This window comes from Catenulispora subtropica (assembly GCF_039531675.1).
In the GTDB taxonomy this organism is placed as follows: Bacteria; Actinomycetota; Actinomycetes; order Streptomycetales; family Catenulisporaceae; genus Catenulispora; species Catenulispora subtropica.
On record NZ_BAAAQM010000071.1, the window covers coordinates 1 to 13,840 of the forward strand.

Sequence of the window (13,840 nt, forward strand, 5' to 3'; positions counted from 1 at the left end):
CCCAAGCGACATCACTCCACCTCGCAGCTTGATCACAACAAGCTAAGTGGCATTGGGTCTTGGGCAGCATCGGCCCTCCGCTTGGCCCGAGTTCGGGGAACGCATCGGTCAACGCCTTCATGAGCGAGCTGGGAGCGAGCCAGCGCGCTTAGACGTGTCCACAGCCCACGAGCGATCTGCCGATCAGGTCGTGTTCGATTTCGGTTACCGCTTCGATGTGGACCATGTTGCTCAGCGCGGATGACGACAACGCACGCCTCACGACGAACTTCAAAGCCAAGGCCAATTCACGTCGGGTGCCGAGCAGGGTCTGGATCTGTACGGGCCCTTGCAGAAGCAGGCTGATGAGTCGGTCTCGAGTACGTGTCTGGAACGTCGGCGCATCGCCATAAAGCATTTCGATGGTGACCCTGTTCAGCCATCCGCGATATGGGTCGGCTTCGCGAACGAACCCGATCACTTCGAGTAGTTCAGCTGCGAGCTCATCAAGGCCCACCAGCGCCGGGCTCTGGCTGGATGGCGATGCCTGCGGTATCGAGATGCCAGCTGCCTGTTCGACCCACACACGCAGGTCGTATTCGGGGAATCGGACCATACGCAAACCGGCCTTCTTGGCGACCTCACCCACAAGCTCAGCATGAGCCAAGTCGTCGGGATCGACGCCCTGAAGCCAGGCGATCACATCGCTCCATGCGCCGCGAACCGTCTGTGCCTCTTGTCCTGTGCAGCGTCGTGCGTAGCCGTCGGGCTTCAGCATCAAGAGAAGGCGGCCGGCGGTATCGCTCACTGCTCTCTCCTCGGAGTCACGAGCATGTCACCGATCAAGAGCGCATCGAGCCCGCAGGCAAGAAAGGTCCGCACGGCCTCTACGGGCGTACACACAATCGGTTCGTCTGCGTCGTTGAAGGACGTGTTGAGAACCACAGGCACGCCGGTCAGGCATTTGAAGGCGTCGATGATCCCCCACATCAAGGGGTTAGTGTTGCGCGACACAGTCTGAACGCGAGCAGATCCATCCTGGTGGACGACTGCGGGGATCGCCTCCGCCTGCGTCGGCCGGACCTTGGCGGTGGCAAGCATGAACGGGTAGACGGAGCGGCCAGCCTCGCTGAGGACAAAGTAGTCGTCGCCGTCCTCCTCCAAGACCGCCGGCGCGAGGGGACGGAACGCCTCGCGGCGCTTGATAAGCGCGTTCACCCGCGACGTGTTCGAGGCGTGCATCGGATTGGCGAGAATGGATCGCGCGCCGAGAGCACGAGGGCCGAACTCCATTCGCCCCTGGACCCACCCTATGATCTGGTTCCGGGCAAGAAGCTCGGCTCCGACACGGCAGGGGTCGTCAACTGTCCGGACGTCGCAGCCTTGATCCCTTGCCTGAGAGATCGCCGCCTGCACAGCTGTCGTGCTGGCCGCGGGGCCGAGGAAAGCTGAACGCATGTGCCAGCGTGGTGCCTTACCTAGGTTCTGCGACGCAGCGACGAGCGCGGCGCCGACGCTTGTGCCAGCGTCGTTCGCTGCGGGCTGTATGTGGATGGCCTTAAAGATTCCTGACTCAATGACCGCGCCGTTCGCGACGGCGTTCAGTGCGACACCGCCGGCCATGCAGAGGTTGTCTCCAGGAACGAGGCGTTGGGCGAAGGCGACGTACCCCAGCACGAGTTCTTCAGTGAGCTGCTGCACGGCGAACGCGATGTCGCGGTGATGGTCGTCGATCGGATCGTAGGCGGAGCGTGCCGGCCCCAGGAGTCGGATGAGCTTGTCGCTGAACAGTTGACGCGCGTGGCTGGGGCGGCGATGGTGGTCGAAGTAGTCGAGGTCGAGGCGAAGCCGGCCTCGCTCGCCATCGAATGCGGCGAATTCGCGCACCACCGGGACGAGGCTCGGAGAGCCGTACGCGGCGAGCCCCATGACCTTGTACTCGTCCCGCTGGGGTCGGAACCCGAGGTACTTGGTCATCATGCTGTAGAGGTAGCCGATGGAGTGCGGGTATGCGACGGAGTGGACTCTGCGGAGCTTGCCGTCGCGGCCTTCGAAAATGCAGCAGGACTCGTATTCGCCACGGCCATCGATTGTCACGACAGTCGCATGAGCGAAGTTCGAGGTGAGGTAGGCGCTAGCTGCGTGTGCGAGGTGGTGGCGGACCGGGATGATCTGACAGTGTTCGGCTACCAGTCCGCTACTGCGAATTTGGTCGGGTGCCTTGCTCCTGCTGCGATACTTGCCGAAGTCTGACGCTGTTGAACCCAGAGCGGCGGGGAACGCCTGCCGAAGGTTCGTCAGCGGCAACATCAGCTGTAGTCGCGGTTTCACGAACAGGGCGGCTCTTTTGATGTCGCCGGGCTCGACCCCTGCTTCACGCAGGCAGTACGCCGCGGCTTGTGTAGGGAATGCCTTGGTTTGTTTGGACCGGCTGAAGCGTTCTTCTTCGGCCGCCGCGGCGACAGCCCCGTCAATGACAAGGGCCGCCGCCGCGTCGTGGGTGCCGAAGTTCAGGCCAAGGATCGGCGAATCCACGGCCTCCGATCACCTACTTTCCGAGTCGTTCAGCTCCCCCGAGATAGGGCCGCAGCGCCTTGGGAACGTAGATGCTGCCATCAGGCTGGACGTGATTCTCCAGGACAGCAAGAGCTGCGCGGTCAGTGATGCCCGTGGAAGAGATGGTGTGTGGGTGGATGGTCTTCCCGTCGCGCCGGAACCGAATCTTGAACCGCCGCGCCTGGTAGTCGATCAGGTTGCTGTTGGAGTGGGTCTCGCGGTAGGCCCCGAAGCTGGGGAACCAAGTCTCGGTGTCGTACTTCTTGTAGGCGGGGGCGCCGAGATCGCCGAGGCAGACCCGTACGACACGGAATGGCAGCTCCAGCCCGCGCAGGATGTCCTCCGCATTGGTCTGGCACTCGTCGAGCCAGCGTTCGGAGTCCTCAGGCGCGCAGATGACGATCTGCTCCACCTTGTGGAACTGATGGACCCGGTAGCCGCCTCGGTTGGAACGTCCGGCGCTGCCGGCCTCAGTGCGGAAGCAGGGGCTGAATGCGCTGAGACGGATCGGCAACTCGTCCAGGTCCACGATCGTGTCGCCGTAGTACCCGATGAGCGTCTGCTCGGACGTACCGATGAGCGACAGGTCAGTTCCCTCGACGCGGTAAAGCTGGTCGGCGAAGAACGGAAGGTAGCCGGTGCCGAAGAATGTCCGCTCGCGTGCGACAAGCGGGGTCATCATCGGGGTGAATCCACGCCCGCCAAGGAGGTCCTGCGCGTAGGAAAAGATAGCCCAGGCCAGGCGTGCCCCGTCGCCGCGCCAATAGTAGAAGCCAGCTCCTGCGACCTCAGCGCCACGGGCCATGTCGAAGATGCCGAGCTGTTCGCCGATCTTGTCGTGGGCACGCTCCTCATCCGCCGGCACAGGGTTACCCTCGCGGCGCAGCTCGACGTTGCCCTCATCGTCGTCGCCGACCGGCGTATCCTCGGCGACTAGGTTCGGAACGCGGACCCAGAGCTCATCACGCTCCTGTTCCAGCGCTCGGAAGCGTTCAGTCGCCTCCTGCAGCTCAGTCTTGAGAGCGCGGGCCAGTTCCAGGTCCGTATCTTTGCCCTGCTTCTTCTGGCGCCCACGCAGTTCCTCCATGCGTCCCTGCTCGGCGCGCATCAGCGAGTCGACCTCGATCAGGCGTTCGACATCGACGTCGGAACTCTTCGCTCGCACCGCCTCGCGCACGACGTCCGGGTTGGTGCGAACCAATGCGATGTCGATCATTACTGACCTTCCTGAGGTGGTTTCGGAGCGGACTGCTCGCTCTAAATCATACGGATGATCACTCTCCGCCTACGGCTGATTAGGTACGGGGGCATGTCGCCAAGCCTCGAGATGCTGACGTACCTGGTCAAGGCGCAGCGGGTGTTGGGCGGCATCGATAACCTCTAACAGGTGTTCGGATGATGAGATTGTGATCACGGCGGCGGTAACCGCAGGGTGTCCCAACACCCAGCGAAGGGAGCGTAGGCGATCTCTGGCGGTCGGCGCAGCCGTGTCGACCAGCAATGATCGGCGAAGTGGTGCCATGGCAAGGAACGGCCGATCGCTGAGGGCAATGCGGTCCAGGTACAGCCCAGGCCATGCCTCGACGGGGTTGTACTGCGCCGCGAAGCCGCCGATCTGCGTCGTACGGAGGCAGGCATCAAGGTGCGCGGGGCTGTGACAGTAGGCGAACACAGTTGGTTGACCGCCGAAGCTGGCTACCTGCTTGGCCGTGAAGTCGTAGAACGCTGTGAGCGCGTCGACGTCCACGAGGAGCGCTCGGTCCCGAGTCCGTTTGAGGTCGATCTCGATGGTGACGGCATCGACCCGGTCGATGCCGAGGTTCTGAGCTGATTGTGTAAGCCTCGCATGGATCAGTTCACAGGCTTCGTGCTCCGACGCCCCTAGGGGCAGCTCAACCTTCACCACGTGCCGGATCCGTACGTCTTCGTGGACTCGGCTGAGCGCTTCTCGGATCGCCCATTGAGTTTGCAGCTTCGGGTTGGAATGAATCATGCGTATCCCGGCATCCACCGCCGCTGCCAGGGCGGCGATCCCCGGACCTGAGTCTTTGTCGGGTATCAGCCGCCCGGCAGCGAACGTGCTGGTGCCGAAGCACAGCCTGGTGACGGTCACTCGTCAGCGGCCTGCTGGGCGAGCATCTGGTCGCGCGTCATGATCTCGCGGAAGTGGACGATCTCCTTCTTTGGCCCAACCACCTTGTCGAACCGCAGCTCGCCGAGCTGGGGTCGGTAGTGGCGCCGGTCGGGGAAGTCGACGTCGAACTGGTCGCCGTCCCGGTAGTCCGTCAGGTGCGTGATCGTCGCCAGCTTCTCCTCGTAGGACATGCCCCACAGCACCGGCGGGTTCTTTTGGCTGATGCAGATGGTCGCCAGCCCTTGGGGGCTGATGCGCAGCTTCTTGCAGCCGCCGCAGGGGTAGTCCCAGGAGAACATCGCGAGCACCGCCACCATCACCCCGGTGTCGCCGATCTGGTAGTAGTTGTAGCTCGGGTTGTCGCCTTCGACAGTGGACCGTGGGATGGGCTTGAGCTCGCCGGCTTTGGCAAGCGCTTCGAGGATCACCCCCTCCTCGACGAACTCCTTCTTCCAGTAGTCCTCGCCCTCGTCGGACAGCTGTGCCGGGTTGCTGGGGAAGAACTGGTTCAGCTTGATCGCCAACTTGCCGTCGTGGCCGCGACTGTTGAGGTCCTGGGCGAACTCCACGAACTTGGGCAGCTCGTCCAGCGTCGACCGCATGGTCACGCAGCTAATCTTCGTCAGCGTCGGCAGCACTTCCACCGCGCGGGTGATGCTCTGGACGGTGTCGTTGAAGAAACCGGCGCGCGTGATGAACGCATTCTGCTGTGCATCGAGGGTGTCGAGGCTGATGATTGCCCTCGTGAGCCCGGCCTCCGCTGCCTCGTCGATGAAACGATGGAGCCGGTACCCGTTGGTCGTGACAATCTGCTGTGCGAACCCGATGTCCTTGGCGGCACGCAGGATGTCCAAGAAGTCTCTACGCACGGTGGGCTCACCGCCGGTGTAGTGGACGCGGCGAATGCCGACCTCGTAGGCGGCCCGCAGTACCTCCACCAGTTCCTCGAACGATGCCTGGGTGATCACGCCCTGCGGCCCGGCTGGCAGGCAGTACTTGCAACGGATGTTGCAGCGGGACGTGAGTCCGATCCGGAGGTTCCACGACCGGCGGCCCGGTGCCGAACGTCCGTCCATGATGAGCATGCTGCCTCCAGCTCGTTGGCCGTTGGTGGTTGATGTGCTGTGCCTCGCGATCGTCGTTCCCGGTCATGCATCCTTAGACAGCAGTGAGGACAGCTGACAGGATGTCGAACTAGGAGTGATCGCCTGCAACCTAGCAGTGACCATCAGTGCTCGTATACGGGTTGCGTCTGATGGCCGGCGGCGCGGCTCCCGTCGTGGTGATGCATCCTGCGTTGCCCAATGGTGGTCGTCTGTGTGCGTTCTCCTGCGATCAGTCAGCGTGGCCGAACCCCTGCCGAACTTGAGACCAGAAGCCTGATCCCAGTCGGCCTTGAGCCTGTACGAGGCTCGGCATCCTCATTGGTTTGGTGATTCCAGCCTGTCCACTGTTCGACCCTTTGAGTATGTGTGTTTATGGGATCTTGTCGGAGTCTGGGGTACCAGGTCAGGGACCTCACATGACCGAGGCTGGCCTCAGCGTGTCCGTCGTGATTGGCGGCGTCTGCCCAGCCGCCAACCACATGACGATCGTCGACTGCTCCGGCGAGATCGTCCGTGCCGGTGTCGTTCACGAGCGTGCCATCGAAGCAGCGCTCGGCCGGTAGCACCACCTTCGTGTGACTGGCCCAGACTTCAGGTGTGAACCGTCTCGTTATTCCCCGGGGCTTGCGTCATGTAATGGGCCAGGTCCCGGCTAGCATGGCGGCTCATGAGCGATCGTCCCAAGATAGGCCTCAGTGAGGTTCTTGCTCAGGTGGTGGCCTGCGATCACGACGGCTATGAGCCGGATCTCAGTGGTGGCCGCCGGGTTGAATACGTCGTCATCGCGGTGCGGGGAGTCTTCGCGCATGCGCAGGCCGTCGACGGTTCGGATGACAAGCATCGCGAGAATGCCGAGATCCTCGCCCGGAAGTTCAAGGTCGACGTCGAGGCGCTGCCGGGTCATCGGTTCAGCTATCGCGTCGTGCCTGCCGAGCACGGCAAGTTCATGGTCGACTTCGAGTTGGTCGGCGGGCCGGTGACTCGTTGAACAACGGCTCTCGTCGGGCGGTGTCCCGACGAGAGCGTCGATGTCGCGTATCTACCTGGCCTTGGGCGGGTCGTCCTTGACGGCGCTCTTCGGGCGCTTGTTGGGCCGGTAGCTGGGGCCGTTCATGATGACCTGGTGACTATTGTTGATCACTCTGTCGAGGAGGGATTCGGCCACGACGGGGTTCGGAAACAGCGGATACCAGTCACTCGGGGCCCGGTTGCTGGTGATCACCATGCTGCGGCCCTGACGTTCGCTGACCAGCTCGTAGAGGTCGTCGGCCTGGGGTGCGGTGAGCTGGCGCATCGCGAAGTCGTCGAGGATGAGCACGTCGGGACGGATCAGTTCTTTGATCCTCTTGTCCCAGGTGCGGTCGGCATGCCCGCCGGCCAGGTCTGCCAGGACGCGGCTGGTCTTGGCGAAGCGGACGTTGGCTCCCTGTCGGACCGCCAGGTGTCCGAGAGCCTGGGCGACGTGGGTCTTCCCGACGCCGACCGGCCCGAACAGGATCACGGACTCGCCGGCATGCAGCCAGCGCAGTGCCGACAGGTCGCGGATCTGGGCGGCCGGGAGCTTGGAGGAGGCGTTGAAGTCGAACTCCTCCAAGGTGACGTTCTGCTCGAAGTGGGCGCGTTGAAGGCGGCGCTGGAAGGCGACGGTCTCCCGCCGGGTGATCTCGTCCTGACAAAGGACCTGCAGGAACTCCAGGTGGCCGAGCTCGCCGCCATGGGCTTGCAGGAGACGAGCATCCAGGGTCTCCAGCATGCCGGAGAGCCGAAGGACCTTGAGGGATTCGCGCAGCGCGTTGTCGATCGGGTTCACCGGTCACCACCTTCGGCGTCGTCGGCAGCAGGGTCGTCGGGGAGGTCGTCGCTCGTCCCCGTGGTCGCGGCGGCGAACAACCCGGCCGGGCCGTGCAGGAACGCGGCCGCACCGGCGTCGCCGGTCTCCGGCTCCGGGTCGGTCTCGGTGCCGGCGATCAGTACGCCCTTCACGGTGCGATACGACGGATCGCCGACCGCGGTCGCCTTCACACAGGCGGCCTCCAGCCGGGCGTCGCCGTACTTCTTGCGCAGCCCGAGTACGCCTTGTGCCGCCCGCAGCCGGTAGAGCGCGTTGACCTCCAGCAGCCCGTCGATCAGCGCCCGGCAGGCGTCCCCGACCTCTGCGGCCTGAGTCCGGCACCAGACCGGCGTCCGCATCTGGAACGCGATCTTCTCCGGCGGGTAGTCTGCGGCATCGGTCCGTTTCCCCTGCTCCAGAGCGGCGTGCGTCTTCACCAACTCACCGTCGAGGAACACCTGGACCATCGTGGCCGTGGAGCGGACGTCGACCCGGCGGCCGATTAGCTTCCACGGCACCGAGTAGAGCGTGCGGCCGACCTTGATGTGGATGTCCGGGCCGACGGTCGCGGTCGACCAGCGGGCCAGCGTGAACGGCGCCTCCGGCAGCGGCAGCAGCATCTCCGACTCGATCGCCTCGAACACCGCGATCGGCGCCGCACCGCCCAACGGTCGGCATTCACGCTGGCCAGCCACGTCACGGGCCCAGACGACCGCCTGGGCCTGCATGTGCTCGATCGAGACGAACTCGCGCCCGGCCCAGAACGAGTCCCGGATATATGGCATCTGCCGCTCGACTCGCGGCTTGTCCTTCGGCTTGAGCGCGCGAGCCGGGTCCACGAGCGCCCCGTAGTAGTTCGCGAGCTCGGCATACGCCCGGTTGATCTTCGGGTCGTAGAGGTCGGGCTTGTCGACTCCGGTCTTCAGGTTGTCCGGCACCAGCCGCTTCGGCACCCCGCCGAAGAACTCGAACGCCGCGACGTGCGCCTCGGTCCAGGTGTGCTGGTCCATGTTCACCACCGGGCGCACGAACATGTGCCGCGAGCACGGCAGCACCATCACGAACGCCCAGATCCGGTGCCGCTTGCCGCTGCGCGGGTTGGTCCACTGCCCCAGGAACCCGTAGTCGATCTGCGCCTCGCTGCCCGGGTCGACCTCGTCCCGCAGCACCGTCACCTTTGCCCTGGCCTGCTCTGGCATCGTGGCGTGCAGCCACCGTCGCAGCGTCGGCTCGGAGATGTCCAGGCCCCGCTCGTCTCGCAGCCGCTGCCGGATCGTCGCCCGCGACGCCACCGGAAGCAGCTCCTTGATGAACTCGTGGTGCGCGTCCAGCTCGCCCCAGCGGACCTGCCGCAGCCGACGGTCAGCCAGCTGCGGGAACCAGCTCCTGATCAGCTTCGACCAGTCCTCCTGACTCATCGGCGGCCCACCCGGCACGATCCCGGCCTGCTCGGCCGGCCGCAGGTAGTTCCGCACCGTCTTGCGATCGATCCCCAGCGAGGTGGCCACCGCCCCCTTGGAGCGACCCGCATACCAGTGGACGTAGATCTCGATGATGTCGACCACGGCGAACGTCCTCCTTGCCATCGGCTGCCCATCGGTCTGTTGAACCGTGGAGGCGGGGGGGACCACGACGCTTCGGCTTCGCGACCACGTCCCTCCCGACCCACCGGAGGCGCTACCCGCGACGAACAAAACCGAGCCGGGCAACCATATGACAAAGCACTAAAACCACCCGCGAGCGCTACCTCGGGGCAGCGGTCAGCAGACGTCCGCGCACCGGGGACGACGACGAGCCCGGCGGGGAATTACGAGACGTGATCATGACGTTCGGCGGGGAAATCCGTGACGGCTGACATTCAGGGCTGAACCGCGTAAGAACGACCGCTAGATCCCGGCGGGCAAACGGAATGGAGCCTATCGTCGTGGGCGTGCCCGACTTCGAAGAAGACGCGCGACGCACGCTTGCCCACGCAGCGGTTCTCGCGACCATCCCGGATAGCGAATGGTTGACCGTACGGATCGGCGAGCGAGGCGTGTTCCGCCGCGGAGACGTGGTGGCGAAGGTCGCACGCAGCCGATCCAGGTTCCCGCACGCCAAGCGCGAGGTTCTTGTTGCTCGCTGGCTTGGAGCATCGGGAGTACCAGTTGAACGGCCACTCGCGAACGAGCAGCCGGACGAGCGAGTCGCGCTTCCGGTCACGTTCTGGCACGCAGTCGATGGCGACTGGACGACGCCGGACCGGTTGGCGGAGGTGCTACGGGTGATGCACGAGCTGACCCCACCCGACGATCTCGACCTTCCCAGGCTCGACCCGTTTCCGCGTATGCGCCAACGCCTTGATGGAACCGCAAGCCTTGACGCGGCCCAGCGAACACAGCTGGAAGCTTTGGTCGCCCGATTTGAGCCGCAACTGCCAGTGGCATTGGCCGTCATCCAGCGCCCCAATGTGGTGCTTCACGGTGATGCGAATATCGGCAACATCCATGTCCAAGCCAATGGTGATCTGGCGATGCTCGACCTGGACGGAGTATGCGTCGGTGCATCGGCGTGGGACCTGATGATCACCGCCGTATATCGAGACCTCGGCTGGCACACCGCTGCGGAGTACGCGGCTTTCTGTGACGCCATCGGTTGCGACGTCACCCAGGACCCGGCATGGCCCACACTGAAGGCCGTCCAAGAGCTACGGATGACCTGCTGGCTGGCGCAGAAGGCCGCTTCGGACCCGCTCGTGGCACAGGAGTTCGCTGGCCGTGTTGCCGACCTCGGCGACCCCCAACGACCTCGCAGGTGGCATCCCTACTAGGCGGTGCAGCTCGGTGACTCCGATCTCCACTGATGTTGACCGCTTCTGGTTCGATCCCGCCGCGACGTATCTGATGGAATGGTCCGGTAGGCCTCCTATCTGTAGCGATGTTCGGATGAAAGACACGCCCGTTGATGGAACAAGAGGATCAACCCCTCGAGGACGCGACATGGGTCGCACGGCAGAAGGTCTCGATCGACGAGCTCACCTTCGCTGCAGGCGTCTTGTGGTGGCTTCAGAACTCCCCAAGCGGCGGTAAGACCCAGTTGATGCGCAGTTCCGGAGCCGAGGCACCGGTGCCCGTGACGCCACCGGGCTTGGCGATCGGCGGCTGGCTGCATGGCTACGGCGGCGGGTCGTATGCCGTGGGAGATGACGGCGTCGTGTGGTTCATCGACGGAACAGACAGCGGGCTTCGCCGATTGAACCCCGAATCTGGTCACGTCGAGGCTGTAACAGGGGAGGGCGGATTTCTCTTCGGTGATCTGAGCCCTGCCCCGGGGGGTGTGCTGGCGGTCCGCGGCTGTGACGGCGGCGACGAACTCGTCCTTTGCCACGCTGGCGAAAGCTCCGTTCAGGTTCTGCTCCGATCGGCTGGGTTTCTGGGTGCCCCGCGGTTGCTGGGTGACCATTTGGCGGTTCTGGAGTGGGACGAAGACCAGATGCCGTGGGACGGAAGCCGTCTGCTGGTATCTCGTCTGGTCTCGGACGGGGTGCCGGAATCGCCGAAGGTGATCGCGGGCGGCGTCGAGGAGTCGGTCGTTCAGCCGATGTGGGGTCCGGACGGGGAGCTGTACTACCTGTCGGACCGCAGCGGATGGTGGAATTTGTATCGCTGGGATGGGGTGCGCCACCGCGCCGTGGCGCCAATGGACTTTGACTGTGCGCCGGCGCCGTGGGAGGCCGGCTACCAGTCGTTCGCGTTTCTCGCTGATGGTCGAATCGCGCTGACGGTGCAGGATGGGCTGTCACATCGCCTGGTCATTGCCGCCGCCGATGGGACCGTACGTGACGTCGACGTCCCGCTCACGTCGATCAAGCCATACGTAGCTGCTCACGCCCATTGGGTGGCCGTCATCGGTTCAGCCTCAGCCGAGCCGCCCGCTGTTGTCGATGTGAACGTGGACGCGAACGTTGCGCCTGCTTCATCGCCGGCCGTCGTGTCCGCGAAACCAGCGGCGGTGGCTGGTGAGCACCGTCGAGTGCCAGGCCGCGGCCAACTCCGGTTCCTGATGCACCGGCCGAGCGTCGACGAGCCGGTCCCGCTGATCATCCGGGCGCATGCCGGTCCGACGGACGAGGTCCGCGACCGGCTGGACTGGACGAAGCAGTACTTCGTCGCCCACGGCTTTGCCGTCGCCGAGGTCGTCTACCGTGGTTCCGCCGGACTGGGGCGCGCGTTCCGCACCTGCCTGAATGGGAACTGGGGAACCTTCGACGTCGAGGACTGTCTGGCCGTCGCGCGGCATCTTGTATCCGAGGGACTCGCTGTGCCTGGCGCAGTCTTCTTGTCCGGCAGCAGTGCCGGCGGATACACCGCTCTTCAGGCGGCGTGTGTCCAGGATTCGCCGCTGGCGGCGGTGACCGCGATTTCGGCGATCGTCGACCCGGTTGGCTGGGCCACGACGGCTCCGCGCTTCCAGCGGGCGCATGCCAGGACTCTGGCTGGTCCGGCCGGTGCGGTACGGGCCGAGAAGGTGAGGATCCCGGTGCTGCTGATGCATGGTCGAGGCGATCAGGTCGCGACGGTCGCTGACGCGGAGGCTCTGGCTGGCGAGCTTTCTATTCGCGATCGGCGGCATGAGGCGCTGTTCTTCGACGACGTGGGCCACTACCTGTCCAAGCCGGAAGTCCTGGCGCAGGCCCTTCGGGCGGAGCTGGCGTTCTATCGGCGGTTCACCGACTGATCGCGGGTGCCGCCTCGGGAAGCACTTCGCGGACCAGTGCTTCGACCTCGGCGGCATACGGGGAGCCGTGGTAGACCGACAGGTCGCTCATCAGCGTGCGCACTCGTTGTCTGCATCGACCTGAGGAGGTGCGGGCGGTGTATTCGACGGCCTGCCTGGCCGCCGCGCACGCCTGCTCGACGTCGCCGGAGCGCAGCCAGGTCGAGGCCAGTAGCGCCGCGTCAATGGCCAGCCGCCGGACCCGGGAGGCGCCGACTCCTTCCATGGCGCTTTCGGCTTCGGTGCGGGCGGCCGGGGCGCGTCCGAGGTCGTGGAGGCAGTGCGCGATCTCATCGGCGAGGTAGGCGCGGTTGAAGTAGGCGATCCAGGCCGGTTCATTATCGGGGTTGACTGCATCGAGCAGATTTTCGCAGGTCATCAATGCTGTGGTGGTCTCCTTCTCCCGGCCCATCCGGGCCAGGGCTCGGGCTGACACCGCAGTGATCGCGGCGCGGGTCGCCGGGCTGGCCGCAGTGCCCACTCCGGCCTCGGCCTTCTTTGCCCAGGTGAGCGCGACTTCGGGGTGCTTGCAGTGAAGAGCGAGGTGGCCGAGGTTCACCGCCACGAGGTAGCCGCCGTAGGCGGTGTCTCCGGAGCGGATCGCTGCGGTCAGAGCGCGTTGATACAAGTGCTGCGAGGCACCGTCCCGACCAGCGTCCACGGCTTGGTATCCGGCGAGTTCCAAGAACTCGGCGGCCAGTCGGTCCCGGTCAGCGGCGACCTGGTCCGTGGATACCGGGCGGTTGATCATGCCGTTCAGTTCGGTGTCGATGTAGGTGACCAGATGCCCGGCGAAGCTTCCGGCCCCGTGGGCGTGGTCGAGTTCCCGGAACATCGACAGCATCCCGCGCGCCACGTCGAGGTCTTGGTCGGTGACTCGCAGACCGCCGCTGCCGCTGCCGACGGACAGCGCCGCTTGCGCGGTGAGCCATGAGGCGATCACCTGCTCGGATCGGGCGGAGATGAAGGTGGCATTGACGGCGTCGGGCTGGGCATCGGCTGCGTATGCCGGAATGAGGGTTTCGGGGATGCCGAGTGCTCTGGTCCAGGCCAGGAGCTGTTGGCGGTCGCGGATCTTCTTGCCGCCGCGCTCCAGGCGGCTGACTTCGCTTTGGTCGATGCCGACGGCGGCGGCGATGCGGACCTGTTTGGCACCGGTGTAGCGGCGGTACAGCCCGACTGCCGCGCCGATATCCCAAGTGTTCAGGGCTTGTCGGGCGGGCTCGGTGGTCCATAGGTCGTCGGCGGCCGGCAGTTGGGGACTGCGCGAGCACGGTCCGCACAGCGGCGCGTCGTTGAACCGGCTCAGGGCACAGCCGCATGTCGCGCAGCGGCGCGCAGCCTGCTCCGACACGAGCGGTTCCCCCTCCCCGTCAAGCACAGCCTGTGACGGCGCGATGCCGTCCGGTTCCAACATCCCATAAACGCCCATACACGGCCACTGCAAAACATCGCACCCTGATAACGCCCGCCTGAGCG

General features: G+C 65.0%; 12 protein-coding genes. 4 read left to right on the forward strand and 8 right to left on the reverse strand.

Annotation, left to right across the window (positions count from 1 at the left end; genetic code table 11):
- Positions 1-148: 148 nt before the first annotated feature.
- From ABD466_RS38915 to ABD466_RS38935, 5 genes are all read right to left on the reverse strand, one after another.
- Complete coding sequence (locus ABD466_RS38915) at positions 149-787, reverse strand: hypothetical protein (RefSeq protein WP_344662308.1); 639 nt, start codon at positions 785-787, stop codon at positions 149-151.
- Entirely contained in the window at positions 784-2,514 is a 1,731-nt protein-coding gene (locus ABD466_RS38920; RefSeq protein WP_344662309.1) for a carbamoyltransferase family protein, read from the reverse strand. The genes ABD466_RS38915 and ABD466_RS38920 overlap by 4 nt, the downstream gene beginning before the upstream one ends.
- A gap of 13 nt (positions 2,515-2,527) precedes the next feature.
- Positions 2,528-3,751 carry a serine--tRNA ligase gene (gene serS / locus ABD466_RS38925; RefSeq protein WP_344662310.1) on the reverse strand — a complete coding sequence of 408 codons (1,224 nt, stop codon included), beginning with the start codon at positions 3,749-3,751 and terminating at the stop codon, positions 2,528-2,530.
- A 69-nt stretch (positions 3,752-3,820) separates the two neighbouring features.
- Positions 3,821-4,648 carry an aldo-keto reductase family protein gene (locus tag ABD466_RS38930; protein WP_344662311.1) on the reverse strand — a complete coding sequence of 276 codons (828 nt, stop codon included), beginning with the start codon at positions 4,646-4,648 and terminating at the stop codon, positions 3,821-3,823.
- Entirely contained in the window at positions 4,645-5,754 is a 1,110-nt protein-coding gene (locus ABD466_RS38935; RefSeq protein WP_344662312.1) for a radical SAM protein, read from the reverse strand. The genes ABD466_RS38930 and ABD466_RS38935 overlap by 4 nt, the downstream gene beginning before the upstream one ends.
- Positions 5,755-6,191: 437 nt before the next feature.
- Between ABD466_RS38935 and ABD466_RS38940 the strand changes: the two genes are divergently transcribed.
- On the forward strand, positions 6,192-6,338 hold the full coding sequence (locus ABD466_RS38940; RefSeq protein WP_344662313.1) for a hypothetical protein: 147 nt from the start codon (positions 6,192-6,194) through the stop codon (positions 6,336-6,338).
- A 104-nt stretch (positions 6,339-6,442) separates the two neighbouring features.
- Entirely contained in the window at positions 6,443-6,763 is a 321-nt protein-coding gene (locus ABD466_RS38945) for a hypothetical protein (RefSeq protein WP_344662314.1), read from the forward strand.
- A 51-nt stretch (positions 6,764-6,814) separates the two neighbouring features.
- Here ABD466_RS38945 and istB read toward each other — a convergent pair whose 3' ends face one another.
- Together istB and istA are read right to left on the reverse strand one after the other, a co-directional pair.
- Complete coding sequence (istB, locus tag ABD466_RS38950) at positions 6,815-7,585, reverse strand: IS21-like element helper ATPase IstB (protein ID WP_344662315.1); 771 nt, start codon at positions 7,583-7,585, stop codon at positions 6,815-6,817.
- Positions 7,582-9,171 carry an IS21 family transposase gene (gene istA, locus ABD466_RS38955; RefSeq protein WP_344662316.1) on the reverse strand — a complete coding sequence of 530 codons (1,590 nt, stop codon included), beginning with the start codon at positions 9,169-9,171 and terminating at the stop codon, positions 7,582-7,584. Before istA ends, istB begins: the two co-directional genes overlap by 4 nt.
- Positions 9,172-9,536: 365 nt before the next feature.
- Here istA and ABD466_RS38960 point away from each other — a divergent pair, with 365 nt between their 5' ends.
- Positions 9,537-10,415 (forward strand): phosphotransferase enzyme family protein, encoded by an 879-nt coding sequence (locus ABD466_RS38960; protein ID WP_344662317.1) that lies wholly within the window; start codon positions 9,537-9,539, stop codon positions 10,413-10,415.
- Positions 10,416-10,549: 134 nt separating this feature from the next.
- A complete protein-coding gene (locus ABD466_RS38965) occupies positions 10,550-12,322 on the forward strand; it encodes a S9 family peptidase (RefSeq protein ID WP_344662318.1) in 1,773 nt (590 codons plus the stop codon).
- Here ABD466_RS38965 and ABD466_RS38970 read toward each other — a convergent pair.
- Positions 12,312-13,715: an NsdA family TPR-like regulatory protein gene (locus ABD466_RS38970; RefSeq protein ID WP_344662319.1), complete on the reverse strand. Its 1,404-nt coding sequence runs from the start codon at positions 13,713-13,715 to the stop codon at positions 12,312-12,314. The two genes, ABD466_RS38965 and ABD466_RS38970, sit on opposite strands and share 11 nt — an antisense overlap.
- Positions 13,716-13,840: the final 125 nt, after the last annotated feature.

Excerpts from the sequence above, each read along its gene's own strand:
- serS (WP_344662310.1), bottom strand. The coding sequence starts at position 3,751 with ATGATCGACATCGCATTGGTTCGCACCAACCCGGACGTCGTGCGCGAG.
- ABD466_RS38935 (WP_344662312.1), bottom strand. The coding sequence starts at position 5,754 with ATGCTCATCATGGACGGACGTTCGGCACCGGGCCGCCGGTCGTGGAAC.
- ABD466_RS38940 (WP_344662313.1), top strand. The coding sequence starts at position 6,192 with ATGACCGAGGCTGGCCTCAGCGTGTCCGTCGTGATTGGCGGCGTCTGC.
- ABD466_RS38945 (WP_344662314.1), top strand. The coding sequence starts at position 6,443 with ATGAGCGATCGTCCCAAGATAGGCCTCAGTGAGGTTCTTGCTCAGGTG.
- ABD466_RS38965 (WP_344662318.1), top strand. The coding sequence starts at position 10,550 with ATGGAACAAGAGGATCAACCCCTCGAGGACGCGACATGGGTCGCACGG.